Raw genomic sequence first — 25,919 nt, 5'->3', positions numbered from 1 at the left:
AATCGTCGTACAGAACAAGGGGGCACAGACCCCTGAAATCAGATAAAAACAGCTGCAGGAAGAACAAGGCGATTTACCCCCCGCCACAATCCATCAACCAGTGAATGACGGGGATGAGACAAGCCGCACTTCGATCGGCTTGGCCAATGTTCTCGCTAGGCTGCAGCTTGTCAATGGAGATAATGCCGCGCTGGCGATCAGCAACCTTGATCCGGTCGGCGTACAAATCACCCTGATTATTCCTGATCAAGATAGAAGCGGAGTGTGATTAGAGATGAAAGCACTTATTGTAGATGATGAAGCCAGAGTCCGTAAGGCTGTCCATCTTCTCGTGGATTGGGATGCCCACGGCATCCATGAAATTCTGGAGGCCGGAAGCGGCAACGAAGCGATGGAGCTCATACGCAAGTCCCGCCCAGAACTTGTCATTATGGACATGATGATGGCCTCCGGACACGGCATGGAGCTAATGGAATGGATCGGCGAATTTGCCGATACCGTTAAATTCATCGTGGTCAGCGGTCACAACGATTTCGAATTCGTCCGCAACACCGTCCGCCATGGAGGAATCGATTATATCCTAAAGCCGATTGAAGCTGAGGCGATCAATGCCGCGGTTCATAAAGCAGTGACGGAATGGCGCGAAGAGGAGCGGGATCGGATCGACATACAGCGGCAAAACATCCAGTTGAATGAATTCAAACCGGTTTACGGGGAGAAGCTGCTCTCCTCCCTTATTGACGATCAGAGCGCCGCCGAGGCTTCTGTTCGTCGCCTGCGCAATGAGGGTGCCATCCCAATGGAAGCCGAAGCCGCACAGCTATCGCTGCTGCAGCTGGACGCCAGCGATGCGCTGCTCATCAAGCGATTCGGCAACGACAGCGAATTAATGCACTTTGCCATCATTAATGTTTGCAATGAGTTCCTCGCCAAAGATCGTTCTGGCATCGCCTTCAAGTATTGGGGTGCTCCCTGGGAAATTATTATTCTGACCTGGGAGCGATCCTGCAACATTCAAGAACTGATATTCCGCATTAACGAAGGATTGTTCCATACATTTCAGCGCAGAATGCATTTCGGGATCGGCTTGGCAGGCCAGCTTCCGCACAGCCTTCCGGCTCAATATGCCGAAGCGAAGACGGCACTGGCCAGGCGCAACGTGCTGCGGAGCGACGCCTATGTGCATTCACTTGAAGCAGAAAGCGACGATTCGGCGGAAAGACATGGCCAGTATAACTTCAGTTCGGTTAGAGAGGAATGGAAGATGGCTGTCCTTAGCGGAAGCGACGGGCAAATTTCCGAAGCCTCGCAAAAATGGGTTAGCGAGCTCGCCCGAACCGGGGGCATTACGCCGGAGCAGCTTCAGCAATGGACAGCTGCGGTCATGCAGTTTCGCGTCCAGCTCCTGCGGGAGACATTGGGCGATGCCGCCGGGAATGCCGAAGCCGCATTGGAGCAAAGCGACCGGCTGAATCAGCCTCCCCACCCGGGCAGTTATGCTTTTACGCTGTTCGCCTGGCGGGATTGGTCTTATAGTTTAATGAGCGAGTTGGCTCGCGTGATCAACGAACGGCAGGCTAAAGACAAGCGGACAATTAATGATATCGTCAAATACGTTGAGCAGAACTATATGGACGATCTGTCCTTGCTTGATATTGCTAGCGCTTTTTTCGTCAGCCGGGAATATATTTCTCGTAAGTTTAAGCAGGAATTCGGCATTAATTTCTCCGACTATTTAGCCACTTACCGGATCGACAAGGCGAAGCAGCTCATGCAAAACCCTCATTTGAAAATTTCGCAAATTGCGGAAATGGTCGGGTTTCGGGACGTCAAATATTTCAGCAAAGTGTTCAAGAAGCAGGAGGGCGTGTCTCCGAAAATGTATCGCAGCAAGCTTGAGAGCCTATAGTTTCAACGTATACATTTTAATAGTTCAACTTATATAGATGGATTTAGAGTAGTTAGTTTCCGCGGCAAATAAGAGAAGGTAGATTTAAATGGATTTCATGGGTTAAAAGAAGGGGATTTGCCAGTCATGGCCTGGATTTTGGATTTTAGATACCTAAAATCCATCTATTGTTTTGAAACATTCGTTTAGAGCATAATTAGATACACGGACTCCATTTAATGTACGACGGCATGGTGTGCGCAGTTTGGTGCATGCAGCTTACTGTAGGAACAACGTAGTGTGCGCAGCTTAATAAGGGACAACGTGATGTGTCAAAGTTTGGTGCATGCATCTTAATATACGACAGCTTGGCCCACGCAGTTTGGTGTATGCAGTTGAATGTAGATGTTCAGTTGATAAGCAGGGAGTACCTGTACCAGTATCTTTGCAGTATTAAGTCAAAATGATTAAAGGCTTTGCTGTAGTGCATATATAAACAGGGACTGTTCCCGAGTCATTTCAGATCTTGGGACAGCCCTGTAGTATTATATTCATTGTTCGCGAGACGAAACACTGATCAGGCCAATACCCGGGTCAGGAACGCCCGTGTGCGCTCACGCTGCGGATTTTCGAAGATTTTCTCCGGCGTGCCGGACTCGATGATTTCGCCATCGGCCATGAACAGGACGCGATCGGCTACTTCCCGGGCAAAGCCCATTTCATGCGTCACGACGATCATCGTGATCTGTTCCCCGGCTAAGCGCTTCATCACCTGCAGAACCTCCCCCGTCAGTTCGGGATCGAGAGCCGACGTCGGCTCGTCAAACAGCAGGATCTCCGGGTTCATCATTAAAGCCCGGGCGATGGCTACCCGCTGCTTCTGGCCTCCGGAGAGACTGGACGGGTAGACGTCCGCCTTGTCGGCTAGACCGACCTTGTCGAGCAGCTCCAGACTCATCTTGGACACATCGGCTGCGGACATCCCTTTAACCAGCTTAGGTGACAGCTCCAAATTGCCTTTGACCGTTAAATGGGGAAACAGGTTGAAATGCTGGAACACCATCCCCATGCGAGCAGTAATCGCTTTGATTTGCTGACCACTAGAGTATACGCCGTCTTTAACGAGGTGCCCGTCCCCAATTTTGATGCTGCCGCCGTTTGCCTCTTCCAGATGTACAAGACTGCGGAGCATCGTTGATTTTCCTGAGCCTGAAGGGCCTATTACAGCTACTACTTCACTCGGGTTCACATTGAAGGAGATGCTTTTCAACACTTCAAGCTGGCCGAACACTTTTCTCAAATTGTTAACTTCAATGATTGCCATAGCTAGACAGTCCTTTATTCGAATTTGAATTTTCGCTCAAGTGCTTTGAACAGCAGGGTTAATACTAAAATCATCAGCAGGTAATTGACGCCTGCTACGACGAACGGAACAATGGTAAAATCACGATTTACAGCCGCATAAGCAAAGTGGAGCAGTTCGGGAACGGATACCGCATAGAGTAGTGCCGTATCCTTGACGAGCGTAATCGATTCATTAGATACCGAAGGCAACGCCACCCGAAACATTTGCGGCATAATAATCCGCGTTAATGTCTGCCAGCGGCTCAATCCCAACACCTGCGCAGCTTCATATTGCCCTTTATCGACAGCCAGCAGACCCCCGCGGAAAATTTCCGCGAAATAGGCGGCATAATTCAAAATAAATGCAAGGCAGGCCGCTGCAAATCTGTCCATCAGAAGATATTCGCCAATGAAGGGCAGCATCGGCAGACCGAAGCAGAAGAACAGCAGTTGCAGCAGCAGCGGCGTTCCTCGCATCACGTACACATAACCGTTAGCCAACCAGCTAACCAGCTTCACGCGACTGTTCACCATTAACGTAACGAGGAAGCCCAGCGGAATCGATATAATGATGACAAGCAGAAACAGTAGGATCGTCGTTCTGGCGCCCTGCAGCATCGGTATAGTGATGTCCCAAAGGTAACTTATACTCATATATTTCGTCTCCCCAAAAAACAAAAACCGGACAAATAGCGATCCGGTTATCGTATGATGACTTTACTTAATTTCATATTTATAAATTGATGGAAAACCCATCAATTGCCTACTTCAAAATTTTGTCTTCGCCAAACCATTGCTCTGAAATTTCAGCGGCTTTGCCGTTCGCATTCAGTGTGTCTATTGCATTTTGCAGCTTCTCCAGCAAGGCTTCGTTGCCTTTTTTGACGCCAATTCCATACTCCTCAGGAGCAAGGGTTTCCTCAACCAGCCTAAATGTGCCTTCTTCCTTGGACATATAATATCTGGCCACGACCTCGTCAATAATGACCGCATCCAGGCGCTTCGTCTTCAAATCGGTAAGTGCCAGCACGTTATCCGCAAACTCTGTAACGCTCTTCACTTCGGAATTGATCGGATTAGCGTTAAGCGCGTCCACCGCCGAAGACAACGATTGCAGGCCTACATTTTTTCCGGCCAGATCCTTTATGGAATATATATCAGAATCAGCTAAAGTAATAATGATCTGACTATTTTCCAAGTAAGGTTTCGTGAATAAAACTTTACCTTTACGCTCTTCTGTAATCGTATATCCGTTCCAAATGAGATCGATCCGTCCGCTGTTCAGCTCGGATTCCTTCGCTTTCCAATCAATCGGCTGGAAGGTCACTTCCATGCCCATTTCTTCGCCGACCGCCTTCGCAAAATCAATGTCAAAGCCGACAAGCTCGTTCTTCTCATCCCGGAATCCCATCGGCGCGAATTTATCGTCAACCCCGATTACCAGCTTGCCCTCGTCCTTTGCTCCTCCAGAGCATCCTACTAAGGCAGCCATCATAACTGCAACAATTAATCCCAATACAACTAGTCTAATTCTCTTCATATTGATCCTCCCCCGTCTAGTCCGCACAGCCCTTAAATACTTTAGTTCGTTAATACGTTATCAAGGTTATATCATAGCATATCACCTTGAAAGAGTCGAGGGGAAGGGATAGACTGGATCTAGTTCCCAATTGGGGATTCAACTCGTGTTCTAGCAGCACAGTAAGCATTCCTTTGAAACGCATATCAAAAACAATCCCAGTCGATAGACCCTTATTCAGGAGCAGAGCCCCCCATTGTAAACTCATTTAACCTTGTATAAATCTCCACGATATCGGCCATCGGCATCCGTACCAGGCCACTGGAAGAGGGAGCCACGAATTCATGAATTCCTTCGACTATAGGGCTCTCCTGGAACCCCCATTCCACTCGCGGTTTGCGGCTATATTCTATATAGACACCTTTGCCGACAAAGCACGCCACCCTCGGACGATATTTCTCCAGCTTCGCACGCAATGTTTCACGGCCTTCCGCATATTCTTTCCGAGTAATATCCTCGGCCCCTTTCGTCGGACGCGCCACGATATTCGTAAAGCCATACCCTAGCTTCAACAGATCCCCGTCCTCGAAGGCATGATACAATCTAGGCGTCAGCCCGGAGCTATGTAATATGCGCCAAAAATTATTTCGTGGATTGGCATAGTGATGCCCGACCTGCCCGGAACGAATGCTAGGATTAAAGCCGATGAACACAATGCTTAGCCCGTAGTCCAAGTGATCTGAGATGGCTGATAACTCCTTGGATTCATCTGCTTCGTACATGATTTTAGCTTCCTCCTTTATGAGACTATTCCACATATTTTAATTGGAGCTATTTCTTCATGTTGAGATGCAGCTGTTTCAACCCCCGATTACCTTATAAAAGAGAACCCGTTAGGAACCCCATATTAATTAACGCGTCAACATAATAGGGCTTAGCCTCTACCGCTGCTCATACCAGCTTAATTCACAGCTAGGTCTATCTAGTAAGTTCCTTCTTATTCTCCGGCTGTCTAGCTGCTTCTCTCCTCAAATCAGGAATCCAGAAGAACAACGCATACATAATTATAAACATCGTGAGGGCAATAAGCTCCTCCGCCAACAAATAATATGGATACGGCCCAAACATATCCAATACGGACGGCGTGCTCGGCTTGTACCGTAAGAACATGTAGTTAGCACCGATCGCATAATTCAGCGCGCCGACAGCTAAGGCCAATACATTCAGGAACAGCATCGTCCAGGCAATGGATTTCCATGTCGGCCGATAGCGTTCGATCCAGGTCATATAGAGCGAAGCGAGAATGATTGCCCCATGCGCGATAAAAAAGTGAAAAAAACGAAAATGCGGATACCCAAAGTCCAAACTCGGCGTCAGCCATGCCTGCAATGCCCCGCCGATCCCGGCAAAAAACAATACCTGGTACAACAGCCGATTTCTCGTCACCAGCATTACAATGGACAACAGCAAAGATATACTGCACAGCTCCAGCGGCAGAGTATCCGTGATATCCCATTGTCCCTCAAGCACGTACCAAAAGTTTAGAGCAATTTCAGATAACAATAGCAAGCCAAGCAGGCCATAACGAATCACCTTCATAGCTAACGCGCTGGATCCAATATGCTTTCTCCCCGCAAATAGTGCTGCAATTACCAGTAGAAACACCCCAATCCCTACGAGATGGGAAGTCGAAAACATTCCAAAATCAGGCGCGCCCTCTACCCGAAAAAAATTGTCCATCCGCATGTTCCTTTCTTTCTCATTTCCGGCCATCTTTGTTGATGTCTATAATATGGACTGTAACGATAGAACAGGTCAAGCGCTTCTTGGCTTGACCTGTTCTGAATGTTCATGAATCAAATTAATGGGAAACCTGTGAGCTGAAATCATCTCGACTGGATTTATTAGCGTGATAGAAAACCACATCACCCTGAGTTAATGAGAATTCATGGCCGTAGGCATCTTTAATTTTTTCTTGGAAGCCTTCCATCTGCCATTGATTTTCTTCCCATTTGTTCATCATTGGCGCATGAATATATTGGAGATGAGGGGCATCCACATCGCCCTCCCGAACAGATACTATATTAAAATTAACGACGATGTATCCATTCCTATATCTGTTCTGCAAGAACACAGGTGACTTGTCATCCAGCCGGCCATTTACCCGGTGAGCCTCCTCAATAGATTGCCCTGCTTTGACTATGTAAGGATTCGCAGGCAGACTGTACTCACCGTACCACTGTTGAATAGATGCGTTTGCCCGCTGAGCATCTACAGAGGATGGCAAATCGTGGTTCAAATATTTGGTTTTAGGCCCGATAAAAGTTCGAAGCTGTTCCGGCAAAGCCATCCTGCTATAGCTGCCAACAGGTGTCTTTTGCTTTGTCGTCTTATTCAAATACAAATCAACGTATTGATTTCGAGACAGATTCTGTCCTAAACCATTATAATGATCATATTTGTACAATGCCGTATCCGTCAGAGCCTCCACGGGCACATTGCGCAGACGTTCATTTAGGATGACGTATCGATAAGCTTGGTCGTCCCTGGAGCCAATTTTGACAAATGGTTTCTCGTTCGTGCGGTAATATAGATCTACCTTCTCGCGAACCTTACCATCCTGGCTTACGAAATAAAATGTAGGGGTGATCACAACTCCATCCCGCTCTCCGAACATATTTCCCTTTGTCTTTAAATCGAATTTAAAATGGTACCCCGTCTTTATAGAGACATTCTTGTAGCCTTGCAGCGGGTGGCTGCCCGGACGAATCAATAGTGTAAACGGCATGCTGTTGCCGCGGGGCTGCCCGTCAATATCTCTAGTGCCAACCCAATAAGAGACGCCGGTGGGATTACTGCTGCCTTTGGATACGCGGAATACCTTTTCCCAATTGAAATCCGCAATATCTGTAATGTGAAAATCATAAAGTCGTCCAATGACATCAACAGATACTTCATCGACAGCGACATGATTTATTAAGTTTAAGTTGGCGTCCTGCTCATATGGAATATCCTCGTATCTGGTGCCTGGCGCATTTTCTGCAATATTTCGAAAATAAACTTGGTAATGGCCTTCATCCACCCAAACTGGCAAGAAAAAGGTGGTCTCCACCTGATTTACGGGAATATCAATCCAGGTTCGCTTCGGAATAAACTGGGTCTTATTCTCATTGTATACATCGAACGGAAACAGAACCTGCTTAATTCGATAGTACTTTGCATAATCTCGATCTCCATAGCCCGGATAACTCCACTCATCTAAATGCTGCCCCCACGTCGGCATTCGAATTTTGAAAGGACGCTCGAGGATCAAGGCCGAGCGATTCTCATTGGGATTCGTCTTCTGATTATGCGCTTGATCATCCGATACAGAAGAGTAATTTACCACAGGGGTATGTACGGTTATGGGGTTTATTCCATAAATAGGAAAACTTATATCAGCCCCTCCATTAATATTGCCGCTCATAATCCCATAATAAATGGCTCCTGTGCTTTGTTGATAAGCCTTGTTCGTTTTGCTAATCGGGATGATATTCCCTGGGCTATATAGCACATTCTCCCCAATCGTTCTTGGCGCAGGAATGCTTCCTGGCGATGGGCCAACCTCTTCCACTTCTATGCCGTCCATAATGATTGCTCCGTTAAAATAGAAGGTATCGTTCTGAACTGTAACATTTGGTATTGCCGCCTCCGCTTCAGACAGCAGTTCTTCGCCCGACAAATCCGGAGGTTCCTGTCCTCCGCTGCGACTCTCGGGTGGAGCTATTATGGTATCAGGCAACGGAGGGGCTTTAAATTTCCCCGTAATTTCGGTTGAAAAATCCGGGGGAGTGTAATAGGTCGGCTCAATTCGAATGCCGTTTCCTTCAAATGCATAATTCCATAGTGCAGCTTCCTTGATTTCATACACTTCCAAATTATCAATAACCCAATAAGAATAGGGTCGTTCGATCGTATACTGCCTAACAATCTCTTCCTGAGCCGTCATAGGCCCAGGCGGCGCAGTCGCACCTTCAGGGGCAGGAGGATACCATGTTAAATGGAAGGTCTTTTTCACAGTTACGTTATAAGTGCATATCCCGCTCATTTCAACAAATTGGTTCTTATATAAGTACTCTTCAGTGAAGGCATTTCCATACAGACTCTCCGAGGTTGGAATCCCCATAATAACATCAAACGGTTCATTCCCTCTCCGATCTGCTTTGATTACCCCATCAGCATAAGGGATCATAACCTCGTCTTTCAAAGCTTGGCCGGGAACAGGTTCAGTGCACTCCGAGCTCGATTCGATATCATCCGGGGAATCCCCTTCATAATAAATTTTCATTTTCTCGGGATACCTGTACGTATAAGACACAATATCATATTCATAATTGGCCAAGAAAAATAACATTGCCGCGTTGCCTGCGGGAAGCTTATGAAAGTGAAGTGCATTATAATGCCGTTGTGTAAATATTACTTTAGCCTGATTTAAGTCGGCATAATCTTTATTACCATTTAGGTCAGGATATATAACCTGCTTCATTACCGTCGACTCATCATTTTTGCCAAAATAGAATTCACCTGGTCGATTTGGCTTGGGGTATTGAACATTATCTCTGTTATTAACCCGTACTGCTGTTCCATCATTTAGGCTGTCAATAATGCTCCTTCGGTTATCGACCACATTACTAGAAACCGAAATCCCATATTTTTCGCTTTTAAAGGATTCTTTCCTGCTAAAAGTAGTCTCCAATTCCACTACAACTCCCGGGTACTCATGCAGTCCTGTAGGGTTGATCTTAGGATTCGCGGTACCTATAAATTTATAACCTGAGGTTGAAGCCCCGGGAGTCCAGCCTACCTGAGAGGCTCCGCGCTGCCAAGCAAAATATCCCCCTGCGATTGGGGTATTGGCTAGGGATTGTACTAGATCAGCTTCGCCGGAAAATGTAATTTTCCCTCGATAATACCGGTCATTCACTTCAACTGTATCAATAACCTCATTACCCTTAATAAATTCAATTTTTAATATTTTATTATTAGCACCGGCATCCTCATTAAAATTTACCTCCATGGAATCAAAGCGCGTATACAAGATTCCGCCGCCTGTCATCTTATCGTTTCCAGAAAGGTGGTAAGGAATTGACTTCGTTATGACCTGATTTCCCGCAGCTCTGACTGCAGGAATATCTGGAATTGAAACGGACAGTATAGCTGCTGTCAACATACCAGCAATCCCGACCCTGAATATTCGTTTCGAATAATCTGACATATAGAATACTAGTCCTTAATATATTTAGGGCCGTCAACTCTAATTAATACATTTTGGATTCCACCAACCCATTCAGATAATGCCGGTGTCTTAATAGCAATAAATATTTGTCTATTTTTCTCCTGAATCCACCCTTCTTTGGGTATAATATAAGCTTCCACATCGTTAGCTTCTTTGCGATAAAGACTGGCAGCTTGATTCAAGACCTTCTTTTCTCGAAACAATTGATAATCAGGCGGTTCTATTCCATGAATGGAAGTTAACGGCCCGTGCTGATACGTAGCAAATTTTGTTTTATCTTTGTTGTATATTGTTCTTCCCTTGAATAGAAGTACGTAGCTTTTCTTCCAATCTGTAATGGGATAGTTGTCCACAGGTACATTATTTATTCTGGCTCCGTTAAAATCAATCTTATACTCCTGGATTGGATCAAGCAGCTTTAAATTCGGGTCATTGGGATCCTCTAAATCAATAGCGATAAGCGCATCCAATTGTCCCTTATATAGGCCATTCTTCGATTCAATGACCATTAAATCCTCACGCCACAAGTCCTCTATGGTCTTCCCCTTATAATGTTCCTCTCTAGTGACAAAAATTTCTGGCATAACGGTAAATATATTCGTCTTATGCCAGACTAGCTCGGCACTGGAGACTGCATACTTGTCAGCTTTTAACTGCCCTCCTGCATTTAACGTCCGGATACGTTCCATAATTTTGTCAGCCTGGGCCTGAGTTATGGTCTTGTCCTCGCCAAGCTCCCCCTTGCCCAGCCCCGTGAGCAAGCCTGATTTGGTAGCCAGATACATCCACTTATCGTCTTCTTGCGTATTCCCTCCCGTTGCCCGCACAATCACTCTAGCGACCTCCTTGCGGGTAATAGGCTTGCTCAGCGATTGGGATGAGCTTGGAAAGTCCGTCTCAACATATAATTGATGATCGCGTGCCGCCTTAGCATAAACCTCATACCCGGAACCCGCGGCTTCCTCTAGAGGCAGCTCCAGTGCGGCAACAACCAGCTTAAGGAATTCCCCCCGCTGAACAGGCTGATTCGCAATGGGCAAAGCCGCTGGCAATGCAGCTTCCTGCTTAGAAGCCGTAGTTGCCGTATTGGCTCCAGCCTTATCCTGAGAAACACTCGTCACCCCAACCAAGAGGGCTGTCACTAAAACTATAGTAAACCTTCCAACCATCCATTTCTTCATGTTATGTACGCTCCTATTCTTCATAATAGATGAGTTACATATTGCATATTTCCCATGGCCCACCCATAAAGATATAGTTCGACAGGCACTTGCATTAAGAAATATAGTATAATCATACCATTTGGTGTTCGAGAAGTTTGTCGTATTTTGTTGTTGTTGGGTAAATTTGTTGAATAATAGCCCACGAAGAATTAAATAGAAAAAACCTTGAAAGGCACGAGGCCAATCAAGGTTCAATCAATTCATTGTATATTTGTATATATCTTTTTTTCATGGATTCATCCATATTGCTAATCGAATATGCTATCGTATCCTGAAAATTAGCACCAGCATTTGATATTTGATATATGAACGTCTCCGATCCATGCAAAAAATACTTAGGTAGGTTGTGCAGAGCTCTAATTGTTAAATGCACTTTATCTCTATTAATCATGATTTTGGGTTTTAGCAATGCTATTAACTCCAACACCAATTCATTCATAAAACTTAGGATTATTATATCCTCTTTGTTATTATCAGCTTGTCTCATACCTAATTGGATTCGTTGCTTAATTTCCGCAAAGGACTTTGATTGTGGACAATAAAATTTTCCAATCTCTTTTTGGGTTTGACAAAGATCAATGAAGTCATCTATTAATTGCTCGTCTTCCTCTGTATATGCACCATCAATCATTCTCCAAATCACACTTTGCCAAAAAAAGGCGTGTTTCCTTAATATTCTCCTATATGAATATTTCCCTATCCGACTGAATACCCTACCTTTTTCCGCTACAAACCCAACATATAGGATTTCTCCGTAAATCGTGTTTTTGGTCAATGTCCTTTCTCCTTAAATAAATATAATAGCCGATGATTGATAGGATAGACTTTTTTAATCAAGACTAACCCATCAATCATCTACAAGCTAATCTAGGACTTTTATTGATGTTTTCCAAAACTCATACCATTTTTTCGTCCAGTAAACATTAGTTGCTGAAGGAATCTGTAAAGTAGGGTAGTTCATATTAAAGCTATTGCCTCTTCCAAACATTACGCTCGCAACTGTCGTGTGATGACCTTCAACAAGGTAGGAGGTTTTTCCATTACTAAAAATGCTACTTTGTGCTTTTATCGGGTCGTAATTATCAACTATTTCCATTACTCGACTCTTTGATATTACAGTTTGTCCCGGTCTCAAGTTTGATTCATTTAGTTTCTCAAGTGCCTCCTCAAATGACATAGCAGGTTTTGAAGGATTCGTGTCACCCTTACCCGCCCTCGGACAGTCCTGCTTCATCAATCCCAGAGGATCAATATAGCGAACCGGATCGCCGTTTACGTAGGCATAGCGGTTAAAGGTTTGGCCATCCTGCAGGTCTCCGCGGATAACATCACGGTTCAGGAACCGCTTTAGCACCGGATGGTAGTAACGGGCACGCATGTAATACAGCCCGTTCGGGTCTGTCATGACTCCGTCTCTTCCATTATACTGGAAGGGCTGACGGGTGTCTCCTTCGTGGCTTTCAATCTTGCCATATGGATCATAAGTGTAGCGATCTCTTACCCGGCCATGTTCATCGGTTAGCAGCGTCGTGCTTCCGCGAAGATCGCTGTGGTAACTCAAGTAATTCCCGGCTTCATCCTCCCGGCCAATCAGGCCATGACCATATACATAGAAGGCCTTCGGAGTCCCATCCTCATGAAGCTCCATAAGCACTTGACTTAGCTCGGTACGATCGTCGATGACGTAGCGGGTGGTTGTCCCCCTCCAGGTTAGGGAGATTCGGTCACCCTTCCAGTTATATCGATATCTCGCTTTGCCTGCTGCGCACAAGCGGTTGCGGGCGTCATATTCGTAGGCTTCCATGATTTCGCCGTCGGTCATGTAGAGCAGGTTGCCATCCCGATCCATCTCAACGGGGAAGATTCCAACTTTAGCAAGACGATTGTCTGAACCGTAGGACATGTTCAATTTGACGTCCGATGAACTATCGCCGCTTTCGGTAATATTTCCGCCTAAGTCATAGGTGTAATGGAATCGGCGTCCCGGCCACGATCCGCTTCTTAATCTTCGAAGGTTATCATAGGTATACTGCCGTTCATCCTCCATTATGATTTGGCCGATTTCATTATAGACGTATCGAAGATCCTGCAGCATCACGCCTTGGGCTGATGCATCTTTTATGCGAAGAAGCTGGCCAGCCGCATCATAGCTTCGCTGTTCAGTGCTTCCATTAGGACGCACAGTATTTATAACACGTCCGTTATCGTCATATTTGTACCGGGTTAGACGACCGCGCCAGTCCTTGACCTCACTTAATTCACCTGCAGCGTTGTAGCGGTATTCCACTATTTTCCCATCTGGATAAGTCAAATGAGTCAGTTGTCCCAGGGCATCATAGCTATAACGAATCCGATGGCCCCATGGATCGCGGGATTCGATCAATCTCCCCATCAAATCATAGCTTCGCTCGGCCTGATCGCTGCCTTCGGCAGCAGAAATCACCCGTCCATCCAAATCATACTCTAGAGAGATTTGACCAGCTTCATCTTTAACCTCTACTACCTGTCCAGCGGCATCATAACGATATTCCGTGTTCTGGCCTCGAGCATTGCTGCGGTTTATGAGCCAACCCCGCTCATCATAGCTATTGACCAGGCTCATTTCAGCAGCATTCTTCTCTTCAACTAGAAGCCCCGTCTGATCATAGCGAAGCATCGTGCGATTCCCATTGGAATCCATATAAGACGCCAGGCGATCCATGGCATCAAAGGATTGCTCATAGCGAGCTGTATGCTCTTCTATCACCGCACTGACACGATGAGCAGCATCATAAACAAGCTCTGTCTGACGTCCAAGGGCGTCCTTCTCCTCAATCAGCTGGCGCAGGGCATTAAATCGTCGATGCGTCGTGTGTCCCAGAGCATTGGTTACTGCTACAGGGTTTCCATTCATATCATAGGTTAAAGCTTGGATCTGCTGTCCTTCCGCATCGACCACAGACAATAATCTGCCCGCTTTGTCATACGTATAAGCCAATTCACGGCCTAACGGATCGGTAACCGTCGACAATCGGCCAACGCTGTCGTAAACAAGCCGTGTTGTGGCTCCAATGGAGTTCGTATGTTCTACAAGGCGCCCTTCATTATCGTATGTATATCTGTCCGTATGCCCCAAGGCATCCTCCGTCGACTCCATCTGTCCGGCGGCATTATAGGTATATTTAATTGTCGCTCCGGATGGCTTCTTCTCTTCAATCAAATGATCATTGGCATCATAAGCAAAGCTCCAAGTCCTCCCGATTGGATCGGTCACCATCACCAAGTTATCGTTGGCGTCGTATAGCCGTTTGGTTTGCCCTCCTAGCGGATCCTGAATGTCATTCACTCGTCCCGCATCGTCATGAGCAACTGTAAACATTCTTCCCTCAGCATCTTCTATTCCCGACAGCTCTCCAGTATCCTGGTAGTGATATTTCGTGACGGCTCCGGAGAAGTCCTGATAAGCAATTCGCAGCCCCTTCGAATCGTAAGTATATTTGCTGAAAGTGCTGTCCGGGCGAGTAACCGAAAGCAAACGGTCCTGCTCGTCATACTCATAAGCCGTAACCCCGCCTAATGCATCAATCTCCTGTACCACCAGGTGCTTGCTATTATAAGTGTATGAAGTACGGCTGCCTGACGGATCGATGATTGCAACGAGACGACCTTGCGGGTCATACTCTCTGGTTATCTTCTCACCCATCGCATTTATCCGTGCTGTCTCTTGTCCCCATTCGTTATAAGTGTATTCACGCTTGGTGCCATCCGGTTCTGTGATCTCAATTAATAAATGGTTTGTATCATGAACAAATTGTCGTTCGTGCCCCAAAGCATCAATCAAGGTCGTAATCGTATAACCCGGCTTGCTGTCAGTATCATAGCTCAAACGGGAAATGGCTCCTTTACCGTCTTCCTGAGCGATGATTCGATGCTCTGAATCAAATGTATTAATGAACTGAATTTCTCCAGCAACCATTAAAGTGATGATCCGCCCATCCTTATCATAAGTCAGCTGTGAGCAGTGCCCATTCGGATCGAGAAACTGTGTTAAATGGCGAGACTCATTATAAGTAAACTCAATTTCCCTGGCATGATCATACACGCGCTCTAGCAAACCTGCGTTATTATACAGAAAGTTCAATGCTCTGCCAGTAACTGCATCTTTCAAGCTAATAAGGCGTCCATCATCATACAAGGCTTGGAGCAGAAAACCATCACGGTTGCGATGCTGCTCGAATCTTCCGTCATGATTAAAATAGAAACTCTCTCGATCTCTGGTTCGCAATTCGTAGCCCTTATCCGTTAAATACAGTTCATTCCACTTGGAGTCGATATCTCCGCCCCGGAATACTCCATCAGCTTCCTGATAGAACACATTGTAATGGCTCGCATTGCGCCAAACGGTGATAGCTCTCCTAGTATCCGTACCATTCGGGCCCGTCTCTTCCAATTTCATAGCATAATTATGCGTCCAGGCAGTTCCTAGCTCGCTGGCCTGAAGCAAACCTGAATGGTAGTACAGCTCAAACTGCCATATCCCCGCACCATACAACTTAAGAGCAGGGTGAACAATAAATTGCTGTCCTGTTGCAGTATGAATTGGATCCTCCACACAGCTCTCCGTATTTCGATTGCTGTTATCCATCGTTGAACTATCCGTTTTAGACTTGGAGGCAGATGTACCTCCACCCCCGCCGTGTTGTCCCGCTTCGAGAGAATTCGAGCCTCCTTTACTCGTTGGAGCCTCTTTAGCCGCTGTGGCTGTCTTGTTTCCTTTGCTCGCCAGCGAAGCTGCTGCTGCAGCCGTACCACCAGCTCCTGCCCCGACGGCCGCAGCTATCGCTTGATCCGATCCGTGAGCAGCATCTATATTCTTTCCTGCACGATTCATCCCTTGTATACTGCCTTCAGCTGCAGAGACCTGTTTAGCTGACGTCAACTCCTCGGCAGTATTAGCCGCACGATCACCTGTTTTACCAGCCTGAGAGACGCTGTCGCTGCGGTTCATTGCCGATGCAACCTCATCGCCGCCCTTGACATGGCCAGCGGTCTCTGTTGCTTGCTTGGTCGCGGTTTTCGCATCGGCAGCCGCATCCACTGCCCGTTCGCCTTGCTTCACAGCATCTGCAACCGTATCGCTGTTTCGGGCAAGCACACTAATTCCATCCACGGCCTCATCGGCAAATTTCACCAGCTTCGCTGCATTCCGTGTACCTTTCCCCAGAGGCCCTAGAACGGCTAATCCCCTCTCCCAAGGAGCCAGCTTCTCACCCGTAATCAGATCTCGCCCGATTACAGCTTCAATAATACCTTTGGCATTGCCTACAACCGGTACAAAATCCAATGCCATGCTTGTACCAGTTTTGATGAACTTCCAGGCCTTACTTTGTGTGAATGAACGTCCCTTGCCGTCTGCTTCACTAAATTGCTCGCCTTTAGTAGTAGATTGTCGTGAGAGTTCCTCAAGCTCACGCCTTATCTCCGTAAGCCTCTGATCAATTTGCCGGAAAGTGCTATCGACATCAGAACGGCTCCGGCTCTCGAGAGTAAGCCTGCTCATGGATCGCTGAAGGCTTGACTGCATGCTTTCTAATTCATTAGCAGTTCTCTTCAACTCTCTGCCTGTTTGTTTCAGGCTAGGAATTTCCACCTCTATTCTCAAGCCGCTCCCTCCTTATTTCTTTCGACTTGCATTAGCACGGGCAATTGCTGCTTCACGCTCACGCCTAGCCTGTTCTTCTCTTCTACGATCCTCTTCCATATCAGCCTGGCGAAAGGCCTCTGCAATCCGTTCAAGCGAATTTGCAAATCCGTCCATTTGAGCTGCTGTTCGTCCCAGCTTTAGGTGGGTCTCACGAAATCCCTGTATAAAGCGCTGATAGGCGTAACCCTTCCAATTCATCGTGGATACTCGTTCGTTCAGTCCTCGAGCCTCATTATTTAATAACTGGCTGCCTGATCTTACTTGCCTGGCTATTCTTTGAAGCTCATAGACATCAGCTCGAATCGGCATTGGTCACTCCCCCTAATATGTATTCATATCTACTTGTCTGAATCTCTCGGAGATTGCATTCAGCTCATCCCCAACGTCTTTCAGCAAAGTAGACACGCTCTCCAATTGCTTATGGGCATCCTGATAGGACGAATAGAAGCGCTCTCTTGAATTTCCCTCCCAATCTCCGCCCAAACCATCAATTAAAGCTTTTAATTCCTTGGACATGTTTAAATTCTGCTCACTGCAGGCAAGAAATCGATCACCAATCTTTTTAATTTGCTCCGGTTCAATCTTGATGCGTTTTCCCATGCTTATCCTCCTCCCTCAACTTCCACACCCAGATCGAAGTTAGCCCCAAAACGATTCAAACCATCCAGAATAACTTCAGGGTTGTAAGCCTGAATATTTATTTCTTCAATGCCGATTTCCGAGATCAAATACAACTCTTGCTCTCTCTGCACATAATGATAGCTTTCGGTGTACCATTTATACCCTTGCCTATTCCAGAACACCATAGAGCCTGAGCGGCCCGCATTCTCAAATGCAGCAACAAGCGGCTGCAGCTCATCTTCCGGACAATCCTTCTCTTCTAAGAGTGCTGCTCTTTCCTTAGAGGTCAAAGCGTTCCACTTATTCCAACTGCAATCCTTCAACTGCAGCTCACATTGCCTCTCAGACCGTAAGGTTAGCGGAAAAAAGCGGAACAGCCATTCAAAGGAAATCTCCGCATTGGCTACCGGACTAAGAACTATACTGCCCTCTTCATCAACCGCCATCTCGACGACCAGATTCGGCATAAAATACAAGAATGCGTCATAGCTTCCAGAGCCCGCAATAAACTTCTTGACTTGTACAGCATCCGAAGCTCCGCAGACAGCAATACATATTCCCAGCACATCTTCGATTTCATATGATTCAGGATCATTGCCCGGAATAAGATATCCTTTAGATACTAGGCCAGGCCTGATTTGATTAAATTGCTCTTCGATTTCGTCAACTAAATAGCCGCGAAAAGGATCCTCAAACCCAGCAACCCCTTGAAGTCCCAGCATTTCAGTCAGAAAGAAGAACTCTTGCGATGTAAGTCGGTAGACCGCTTCACTCTGTGACAATTCATCACGTCCCCTAAATATTCTTGAATATATAAAATACCAATGAAATTAGGATAAATACCACAGACAGAATTAAAGTAACTATCCACACATTGCGATACAGATTCTCAGGCTCAGTAATCTGTTCCTTCCGCAAAATATCCCTTACTTTCAAGGTATCTTTGGCCTCTGTCTCTAGAGATTCATCAATGGATTGCTGTACCGATGACATGACAATTTCAATTTCCCTGCGCAGGGAAGAGGCTTCTGGAAAATATGAAATCAATTTGCCATACTCCCATAGGGCAGCGCTCAATTGACCTCCCTCTTCAAGCTCTCTCGCCTTTCGAAGTGATTCCTCCAGCTTATCGTCGGGGAATGGATTAACTTGAATCGCTTCCGACTCTTGCGAGCCTTGGACTTCATTAGCCACATCCTCCCTCAGCTCTTCCACGGGCTGATCGAGCTCTGCTTCTAAGTCAATAGAAGAAAGGACAATAAGCCATTCGCCAAACGAAGGGCATTGCTGAAGCTGCTCCGACCGCCAAAGTCTAACGAATAACCCAGCTGTCTCGTAGCCGTACAGCCTCTCGATGGTCTGTTGCATGAGTTCAAATCGATTGCATTCTTGTTGAATTTCGTCAGGATCAAAATAGCTCTCTCCCCAGCTAAGATTTCTAATTTCCGGGCTTGACCAAGCCAACATTTCTGCAATGAGGATGCCTCCGGCAAAGCGATCACTATCGGGCCCCCATACTGAATCCTTCCGAGCATACGTTGCCATATACCCGTTCATCCCCTCAGGCAAATGATCGGGCTCCTCGATTCCGGTCATATACAGATCTTCCAAATCCAGAAGCTCTACACAAATCTCGCTCAGCTTCTCCTCCTGATAGCCAGAAACCATTAGGTTTGACGAAGATAAGTCCGTGTGGGCAAGCCCTCGCTGCTCCATACCTGAAAGTATCTCGGCAAGCGATATTGCCAGATGTCTGCATTGCTCTTCCTTTAATTCTCTTCTCTCTTGAATAACTTCACACCATGTATCCCCATCGATCCAAGGCATAATCACACTGTATAATAGTTCAGGATATTGGCTTAGCAGCTCCATCTCTAGCTGGGGGCTCAGTACTTGTCTATCACATACACGAAAGCCCTTGAAGTCGGATATACCGAGCATCTTCTCTGAAGTTTTAACCAAGGACGGGTGTCTGAAGGAAGGCCGAAAGACCTTCATAGCCGCATCTTGCCCGCCGTCCTCATTTAAGAGTTTATACACGGTGCCTTGCCTTCCTTCCTGACCGTAAGGAATCCCGGGAAAAGTCGGGTGTTCTGCCATGCTGAATACTTGTTCTCTTATATGGAGCTTCAAATTTATTTCGGGTTTAAACACAAGGATTACTCCCTTTATATTTATAAATGCTAGAACAACGATATTTTATCGCTCTTCATCATATCCTGCGCTTCCGAGGCAGTTGAGAAGGACTGGACTTTCTCTAATCTTAAATAGTATCCTTCCAACACCTTTAGTTCGTTCAAGGTACTATCTCCAGATACCTTCTGCCATTGCTGGCTCCCATCGCTGATTAAGAAATCCAACTGATCCAAACTGTAATTCAGAGGCGCCCCCTGGCTGATTCCACGCAGTATAGGATCTACCAGCTCTATTAACGGCACATGGCTAGGTAAATCCAAATCCTTCGTTTCACCGGTGGAATCTATAATTACTGTCATTATCGTTCGATCCATAAACTCACCTTTTGTTATTTAATTGGGGTTGAAGCAGACATCTGAAAACCTAAGGCTATAAGGTCAGCACTTGTTCCTGGAAGCATCATTAATGCCCCTTTTTGGATAGAGTAAGCTGATTCCATCATTAGTTCGCGATAGCTTTCAGGGATAACCGAGGACATTCTCTTTAACTTTTCCGAATATGGATCCGGCGTAAACGTATCAGGCAGGATGCCCTTCCATGTCTTGACATCCTTCACTTTGTCTTGGACAGCTTCATCGGTCATAAAGATATTCTCAACTAATACATTCCCGTCTGGAACCGACATATCCATAATCCGGCGAGCAATTGGCTCTGGATCCTCACCGGTATAAACACCATCCGTCATATGGCAAATAATAGGCGCAGGGCAATGTGTCATATGAGGAAGCTCCGAAAGAAGGATTTTCTCAGCCTGCCTGAAGGCTTTGGCTGTATCTGTGAAACGTTTTGGATACAATTGCGGCAAATTCCCACGGTTGGCAATACGATCAATGGACTTCACTCCATCAAGCAAATCGTAGACTTCATCACTATAGGCCAAGATAGAAATACGATACCGCGGTGATAACGATGTGCCTTTGGTCGAACGATATACAATTTGTCGAATCGCCGTCTTTAAGGCCTCGTTAATGATGTCCATTCGTCTGCGCCCTTCAAACTCCAGTGTCATAGAACCGCTGATGTCCAACAGGTAGATGATTAGTGCGGGGGTATTCTCGGTGGCCCGGACTTGATAATTCACGTTGATTTTCTCCTCATTATTTATTCCTTTATACATCAAAGGCCAGGCCAGTAATAAGTCATTACTTAGCCTAGCCCCTAACCAATTCTCCTTGCTAACCTTGTTGGTCTGCTTGTCTAAAGCGATCTGCAATATTTTTGAGCTCTGTCGAAACGTCTGTCAGCATTTGTATGTATGTCAGCATGTTTTTCTTATCTGTCTCATATCTTTGGAAGAAGCGCTGCTGCGTCATCCCGTCCCATTGGCCCTGCATGGATTGAATTGCTGAATTCAATCGGTCAGACAGATCCTTACTAGAGTTAGCTCCGTTCTGAAACTGCGAAGCAATTCTATCTAATTCCTCTGGTGTAATTAAAATACGTGACATAGATATTCCTCCTAATATAGAAAATGTTAACAAACTAATATAATAGTACTAAAAAACCCGTTTCTCTTCAATACATTTTCTTACATTTTCACACTAAACAAGACTATTTTCCCAAGACTTATTTACCTCTTCAATCTGATTCTCCAGCAAATTAATACCATGGCCAAACGAGTGCACAGCTTTAATCCGCTCTATCTTTCTTCTAATATAGTATCCTTCTCCTGCTGGAAGAATTTTATTGCTTTGCTCATATGGAATCTTAACATTGAACAATTGGGCATCAGAAATATCGGTTGTACCAAGAAGCCACCCAACTTGGGAGGATTTAATCTCTTTCATCCATGAGTCCCAGTTTTGGTGCAGGTCGCTTGCCTGCCCAGCAATAACGATCACCAAGCCACTCTCCTGGCCGTAACGAGTCAGGTACTCCAAATGCTCTGTTACTGCAAAAGATCCCGAGATTCGTTTAGCCGTAATATCCGCATCATCCATTAAAAGCATAAGCGTAGGCTTTCCTTCAGCAGAGGCCGTGTCCGAAACTCGTTTTTCTACTTCATTTCGAATTGTCTGAAGCATCTCCTCCAGACTTCTATCGTCCGATGCATAGCCTCTCGTATGAGCTAATGACTTAAGTGCGCTTACCCCCGGAGATGAGCGTCTAAAATCACACAAATATAACTCAAGCTCCTCGGAATTGCGGTATTGCGATGCCATGATCCCAATTGTAGTAAGCAACGAGGTCTTTCCACCTTCCGCACGACCGGCAATCGTAAAGAAAGGGCCATCAACGAGGTTCCAGACAAATGGCTTAAGATCATCCACTCTGAGGGCGATTGGAAATTGTTCGGAGGAATACTCCGAGCTTCTTCCCCAGAATTCCTGCAATGAAATCATTTCAGGCAAGGTTCTCACTGGAGATGGCTTATAGCCTTTCCAGCCTTCATCTAAAGTTAGAAAAATCTCTCTAAGCTTCTTGGCTCTAGCCGACTCGCTAGGTGCTTCCACGGAAAGCGCCGTCTGGAATTCAAAAGGCGGGAGGGCTCCTTTCACAAAGCCGCGTCCTTCCGGCAGCTGCCCAGGAATACTGGATAGACGGCCGACCGTATAATGGTAATCCCCCGCATCAGATAGCTGAAAGGAGATGGCGTTGGGGAAATTGCTTCTAACTCGATCCGCAATATCCGATACCCGATTCACTGTAATCGCAAAATATATCCCAAGACTCGCACCTTCCCGCATGATAACTTCTATTCTTTCATGAGCTTTCTCAAACTGATTTTTAAAGCTTAGATATCCATCAATAACGACAAGAATCGCAGGTAATTGCTCTCCGGTATCGTCACAATAAGCGACCCTTGACTTAACCCCTGTTTCGGCAAACAATACTTTTCGATATCTGATCTGTTCCTCCAGCAATCCTATTAATCGCTCAATTTTCTCCTCTTGGTCATCCTGAATAACATCCCCCACATGAGGCAGCAGATGATAGTCCTTGAGCATACGGCCAAAATCAAGCGCATAAACATGGACATCCTCTGGAGTATTTCCCAATGCAAGGGCATAAAGAAACGTTTGAATGAACGTCGTTTTCCCTGTTCCCGGCATGCCATATATAATCCAGTGCCCCGATTCGAGATCAATATGCAGCGGGAATTGCGTCTGATTGCCTACATCATCAACAAGGCCTACTTTAGGGTTCAACAATGTACGAGTCTCAACCGCTGCATCCGGCAAATCGTCCAGGACAAGTTCGGCTGGAAGCGGAGGAAGCCACGGTCCAGGCAAACGATGGATACCTTGACTCTCAGCCTCTTTGGCAATATATTGTGTCAGCACACTAAGCTGCTTCAGCTCAATTCCCCGTTCTTCCGCCCGTACTTGCGGAATAATTTCTAAGGGGTCCACAAGCTTGCTGCGGCTGCCATCAAGCTTGATCTCGAAAATTTGATTATCGCTTTGCTTCGCATCCTCGCCTGGCCGGTACGGTGCCCCGCTCCAGGCAAATTGAACAGATTCAAACACTTCATTGCTGCCAACCTGCAAATAACCGCGTCCTGGATTAGTAATATAGGCCGCATCAGGAATTTTTAGCATTTCTCGACTATCGCCTTCATCCTGAACCCTCAAACATACACGATACCTGGAGTTGCTCCAGATCTTATCATCTACTACTCCTCCGGGCTTTTGCGTAGCCAAGAGCAAGTGAACTCCCAGCGTTCTTCCAATGGCGGCAATACTGACAAGCTCGCTCATGAATTCCGGCTGATCCTTTTTTAGCTGGGCAAATTCATCAATAACTATAAAAAGATGCGGCAATGGCTCCCGCTCTCGCCACTCGGTTCGATAATATTCATCGATATGCTGTACATTCCCGGCGGAAACAAACAGTCTTTGTCTGCGTTTTAGCTCTGCCTTCAAGGAAACTTTGGAGCGTTCAATCAATCCTTCCTCTTCCAGGTTGGTGATCGTTGCAATGACGTGAGGCAAGTCCGCAAAGGTGTTGGACATTCCGCCTCCTTTATAATCAATCAGCATAAGAGCAACGTCATGCGGATGATAGTGCACGGCGAGCGAAGCGATCATCGATTGTATGACTTCACTCTTGCCAGAGCCTGTTGTGCCAGCCATTAGTCCGTGCGGACCGTGTCCCTTGCGCTCAATTTTATCGTGAAGATTTAGAATTACGGGCTTCTTCCCCCCTCGAACTCCAACGGGGAATGGCAGCGTATTCGGATACCGGCTCTGTTCCCATTTGCTTGACACATCGATTTCATGAACTACATCAATTTCGAATAGTTCAAATAAAGTCAGTACATTTACAATTTCATCTGCGGAGTTACTTTTAATACGATAAGGCGCAATGCCCCTGGCATAGCTATCCACTTGGAACAATGTCATGCTGTCCGATTGAAACGGCTGGACATAGGGGACAGCATCCTTGGGTTTAGCATATGTATTATCCGAAGAGCCTCCCGTTACATTCGTGGAGCGCATAATTCCTTCTGTTCCTTTTAGCTCAACAACCAACTGGCACTCCTTAGGCAGGAAGTCTCTTCTCGATGCCAGCACCACTGTACAAGCGCCAATATCGTCAGACTGCTTAAGGAGCAAAGGCAGCAAGGGTTCATGCTCAAGCATTTCTATATAAGATATGAAGCAGAGATAGAAGGGCAGCGCCTTCTCTTTCTCTTCAACCCATGAGCGTCTTTGAAGTATAGTGAATAGCTGCTCCAATAATTGTGGCTGATAGCTTCGCTCCTGAAAAATATAGCGTTTACTTCTATTATCATCCCAAGTGTGAGGAAGCCACCGGAGCCAACTCCAATTTGGTGATTGCAGTTGATTTAGAAAGGCGGTAATCTTCACTTCATCGGGTGCGTGATGGGTTGATATTTGAGTTATGACTGACCTGCAGAACATATTTAAATCCTCTTCCTCACCAACCAGACCGATCACACGGTATTTATTCATATCCATAAGGGCCGGGACATTCGTGATCGTTGAGAAGCGTTCCGCAAGTTCTTCCGCCTTCTCCACCAACGGATCCTTATCCAGTCCTTCCTGCTTCGGGACATTGATTTCGAATCCGCTTGGGACAGTGCCGATTCCTACCCGTATCTTCATAAAATCCGCATCCTGAGGGATTCTCTCCCAAATCGAGGAGCTTCGCTCCAGCATTAATTGGGTACAAAATTGTGGTTCAAGATGGGTTTGATGCCAATCGAGCACCAATTCATTCTTCCAGTTCTGAAGCTTCTCCCGCTGCTCTTCCAAATGAGCTTCATATTTCTGGGTTCGTCTCTTCAAATCTTTACGATGCTTGCTCTTCTGCTGAAAATGTACCAGTACCGGAATGAAATAGGAAGCAACCATCGTGCATAGGGAAATCATCTGAACGATAACGAATTGATTATTCCCCCTGCTATTGTAAAAAGCAATCATCGCCGTAGCCCCGGCAACCGTAACCATAATCGGAACCATAATTGATATCAGGTTCAACGATGGGGCCTGAGGAACCGATGGAGGGCGAACCAATTCTACAGGTTCCCTGGTCTGCTCTTTGATTATTCGCGGCGACCTTCGGTAGAAGAAATATGACATAGACTAACCACTCACTTTCCTATACTCTTGCTGTTATAAGCGTGATAACAGAACTATTTCCAAATACCCGGTAAAAAGTTAGAATATAGGCCGATTATACCATGTCACTTTTGAAAAAATTGTCGATTATTGTTGAAAGTTACTAATTATTTTATTTTATACAAATAAAAAAACCTCGCATTATTTGCAAGGTACTTGAATTTATATCTTAAAATCACCTATCTGCCCTCTGACTATTCATATATTCCTTTGGAATACCCGCACTGCTTACCTCGTATGTAATATAGCTTATGAATATGTGTATCTTTTCATCTTCCTTGCCCTCTATATGTCCTCTAAAAAAAATAGTGCTGCTAACATAAGATGGGCGAATATTATATTCCGTAAATACCACATCAACATTATAATTTTCCTTAAAATGCTTTAACGCTACTTGCTCTGCCTTTGCTCGAATTTCCTCTTCCCGCTTCAGTTCTTCCTTGCCCTTACAGCCTCCCACTAGCACAATTAATAAGGAAAAAAATAAGAAGACTAATATTTTTGTATTTTTCACTTGCGCACCTCTTTATTCACTTAGAAATTGTTCTCCTGAATTTTTATTCAATAGATTATGCCCAGCGC

General features: G+C 45.8%; 20 protein-coding genes. 1 reads left to right on the top strand and 19 read right to left on the bottom strand.

The window, feature by feature from the left end; genetic code table 11:
• Positions 1-73: 73 nt before the first annotated feature.
• A complete protein-coding gene (locus CZ379_RS26120; protein WP_234404880.1) occupies positions 74-226 on the bottom strand; it encodes a hypothetical protein in 153 nt (50 codons plus the stop codon).
• A 48-nt stretch (positions 227-274) separates the two neighbouring features.
• Here CZ379_RS26120 and CZ379_RS10335 point away from each other — a divergent pair, with 48 nt between their 5' ends.
• On the top strand, positions 275-1,909 hold the full coding sequence (locus CZ379_RS10335) for a response regulator transcription factor (RefSeq protein WP_110931558.1): 1,635 nt from the start codon (positions 275-277) through the stop codon (positions 1,907-1,909).
• A 556-nt stretch (positions 1,910-2,465) separates the two neighbouring features.
• Here the strand turns inward: CZ379_RS10335 and CZ379_RS10330 are convergent.
• The 18 genes from CZ379_RS10330 to CZ379_RS10245 all read right to left on the bottom strand — a co-directional run bounded on the left by CZ379_RS10330 (position 2,466) and on the right by CZ379_RS10245 (position 25,851).
• Entirely contained in the window at positions 2,466-3,212 is a 747-nt protein-coding gene (locus tag CZ379_RS10330; RefSeq protein WP_110931557.1) for an amino acid ABC transporter ATP-binding protein, read from the bottom strand.
• 14 nt (positions 3,213-3,226) lie between these two features.
• On the bottom strand, positions 3,227-3,886 hold the full coding sequence (locus CZ379_RS10325) for an amino acid ABC transporter permease (RefSeq protein ID WP_110931556.1): 660 nt from the start codon (positions 3,884-3,886) through the stop codon (positions 3,227-3,229).
• A 109-nt stretch (positions 3,887-3,995) separates the two neighbouring features.
• A complete protein-coding gene (locus CZ379_RS10320; RefSeq protein WP_110931555.1) occupies positions 3,996-4,772 on the bottom strand; it encodes an amino acid ABC transporter substrate-binding protein in 777 nt (258 codons plus the stop codon).
• Between the two features lie 212 nt (positions 4,773-4,984).
• Positions 4,985-5,533: a mismatch-specific DNA-glycosylase gene (locus CZ379_RS10315; protein WP_110931554.1), complete on the bottom strand. Its 549-nt coding sequence runs from the start codon at positions 5,531-5,533 to the stop codon at positions 4,985-4,987.
• Between the two features lie 196 nt (positions 5,534-5,729).
• On the bottom strand, positions 5,730-6,491 hold the full coding sequence (locus CZ379_RS10310) for a YwaF family protein (protein ID WP_324616407.1): 762 nt from the start codon (positions 6,489-6,491) through the stop codon (positions 5,730-5,732).
• A gap of 121 nt (positions 6,492-6,612) precedes the next feature.
• The gene (locus CZ379_RS10305; protein ID WP_199925557.1) at positions 6,613-10,005 is read right to left on the bottom strand and encodes a DUF5704 domain-containing protein; all 3,393 of its coding nucleotides are present in this window, start codon (positions 10,003-10,005) and stop codon (positions 6,613-6,615) included.
• Positions 10,006-10,013: 8 nt separating this feature from the next.
• Complete coding sequence (locus CZ379_RS10300) at positions 10,014-11,207, bottom strand: S-layer homology domain-containing protein (protein ID WP_110931551.1); 1,194 nt, start codon at positions 11,205-11,207, stop codon at positions 10,014-10,016.
• A 226-nt stretch (positions 11,208-11,433) separates the two neighbouring features.
• Positions 11,434-12,024: a hypothetical protein gene (locus tag CZ379_RS10295; RefSeq protein ID WP_110931550.1), complete on the bottom strand. Its 591-nt coding sequence runs from the start codon at positions 12,022-12,024 to the stop codon at positions 11,434-11,436.
• A gap of 87 nt (positions 12,025-12,111) precedes the next feature.
• Complete coding sequence (locus CZ379_RS10290) at positions 12,112-16,890, bottom strand: RHS repeat-associated core domain-containing protein (RefSeq protein ID WP_110931549.1); 4,779 nt, start codon at positions 16,888-16,890, stop codon at positions 12,112-12,114.
• Between the two features lie 12 nt (positions 16,891-16,902).
• Complete coding sequence (locus CZ379_RS10285; RefSeq protein ID WP_110931548.1) at positions 16,903-17,241, bottom strand: WXG100 family type VII secretion target; 339 nt, start codon at positions 17,239-17,241, stop codon at positions 16,903-16,905.
• A 12-nt stretch (positions 17,242-17,253) separates the two neighbouring features.
• A complete protein-coding gene (locus tag CZ379_RS10280) occupies positions 17,254-17,532 on the bottom strand; it encodes a WXG100 family type VII secretion target (protein WP_110931547.1) in 279 nt (92 codons plus the stop codon).
• Between the two features lie 2 nt (positions 17,533-17,534).
• Complete coding sequence (locus CZ379_RS10275) at positions 17,535-18,335, bottom strand: PHP domain-containing protein (protein ID WP_110931546.1); 801 nt, start codon at positions 18,333-18,335, stop codon at positions 17,535-17,537.
• A 13-nt stretch (positions 18,336-18,348) separates the two neighbouring features.
• Positions 18,349-19,707: a protein kinase domain-containing protein gene (locus CZ379_RS10270; protein WP_110931545.1), complete on the bottom strand. Its 1,359-nt coding sequence runs from the start codon at positions 19,705-19,707 to the stop codon at positions 18,349-18,351.
• A 29-nt stretch (positions 19,708-19,736) separates the two neighbouring features.
• Entirely contained in the window at positions 19,737-20,063 is a 327-nt protein-coding gene (locus CZ379_RS10265; RefSeq protein ID WP_110931544.1) for a hypothetical protein, read from the bottom strand.
• A 14-nt stretch (positions 20,064-20,077) separates the two neighbouring features.
• Positions 20,078-20,830 carry a vWA domain-containing protein gene (locus tag CZ379_RS10260; RefSeq protein ID WP_110931543.1) on the bottom strand — a complete coding sequence of 251 codons (753 nt, stop codon included), beginning with the start codon at positions 20,828-20,830 and terminating at the stop codon, positions 20,078-20,080.
• Positions 20,831-20,924: 94 nt separating this feature from the next.
• Complete coding sequence (locus CZ379_RS10255; RefSeq protein WP_110931542.1) at positions 20,925-21,197, bottom strand: WXG100 family type VII secretion target; 273 nt, start codon at positions 21,195-21,197, stop codon at positions 20,925-20,927.
• Between the two features lie 93 nt (positions 21,198-21,290).
• Positions 21,291-25,298: a type VII secretion protein EssC gene (essC, locus tag CZ379_RS10250; RefSeq protein ID WP_110931541.1), complete on the bottom strand. Its 4,008-nt coding sequence runs from the start codon at positions 25,296-25,298 to the stop codon at positions 21,291-21,293.
• 214 nt (positions 25,299-25,512) lie between these two features.
• Positions 25,513-25,851: a hypothetical protein gene (locus tag CZ379_RS10245; protein WP_110931540.1), complete on the bottom strand. Its 339-nt coding sequence runs from the start codon at positions 25,849-25,851 to the stop codon at positions 25,513-25,515.
• Positions 25,852-25,919 lie beyond the last annotated feature (68 nt).

Origin of the sequence: Paenibacillus bouchesdurhonensis (genome assembly GCF_900155685.1) — a bacterium.
Classification (GTDB): domain Bacteria; phylum Bacillota; class Bacilli; order Paenibacillales; family Paenibacillaceae; genus Fontibacillus; species Fontibacillus bouchesdurhonensis.
Note: the sequence above shows the minus strand (reverse complement) of the source record. Positions and strands in the feature narration are given on the sequence as shown.

Excerpts from the sequence above, each read along its gene's own strand:
- CZ379_RS10280 (WP_110931547.1), bottom strand. The coding sequence starts at position 17,532 with ATGGGAAAACGCATCAAGATTGAACCGGAGCAAATTAAAAAGATTGGT.
- CZ379_RS10335 (WP_110931558.1), top strand. The coding sequence starts at position 275 with ATGAAAGCACTTATTGTAGATGATGAAGCCAGAGTCCGTAAGGCTGTC.
- CZ379_RS10325 (WP_110931556.1), bottom strand. The coding sequence starts at position 3,886 with ATGAGTATAAGTTACCTTTGGGACATCACTATACCGATGCTGCAGGGC.
- CZ379_RS10305 (WP_199925557.1), bottom strand. The coding sequence starts at position 10,005 with ATGTCAGATTATTCGAAACGAATATTCAGGGTCGGGATTGCTGGTATG.
- CZ379_RS10310 (WP_324616407.1), bottom strand. The coding sequence starts at position 6,491 with ATGGACAATTTTTTTCGGGTAGAGGGCGCGCCTGATTTTGGAATGTTT.
- essC (WP_110931541.1), bottom strand. The coding sequence starts at position 25,298 with ATGTCATATTTCTTCTACCGAAGGTCGCCGCGAATAATCAAAGAGCAG.
- CZ379_RS10330 (WP_110931557.1), bottom strand. The coding sequence starts at position 3,212 with ATGGCAATCATTGAAGTTAACAATTTGAGAAAAGTGTTCGGCCAGCTT.
- CZ379_RS10320 (WP_110931555.1), bottom strand. The coding sequence starts at position 4,772 with ATGAAGAGAATTAGACTAGTTGTATTGGGATTAATTGTTGCAGTTATG.
- CZ379_RS10265 (WP_110931544.1), bottom strand. The coding sequence starts at position 20,063 with ATGGATCGAACGATAATGACAGTAATTATAGATTCCACCGGTGAAACG.
- CZ379_RS10315 (WP_110931554.1), bottom strand. The coding sequence starts at position 5,533 with ATGTACGAAGCAGATGAATCCAAGGAGTTATCAGCCATCTCAGATCAC.
- CZ379_RS10285 (WP_110931548.1), bottom strand. The coding sequence starts at position 17,241 with ATGCCGATTCGAGCTGATGTCTATGAGCTTCAAAGAATAGCCAGGCAA.
- CZ379_RS10300 (WP_110931551.1), bottom strand. The coding sequence starts at position 11,207 with ATGAAGAAATGGATGGTTGGAAGGTTTACTATAGTTTTAGTGACAGCC.
- CZ379_RS10255 (WP_110931542.1), bottom strand. The coding sequence starts at position 21,197 with ATGTCACGTATTTTAATTACACCAGAGGAATTAGATAGAATTGCTTCG.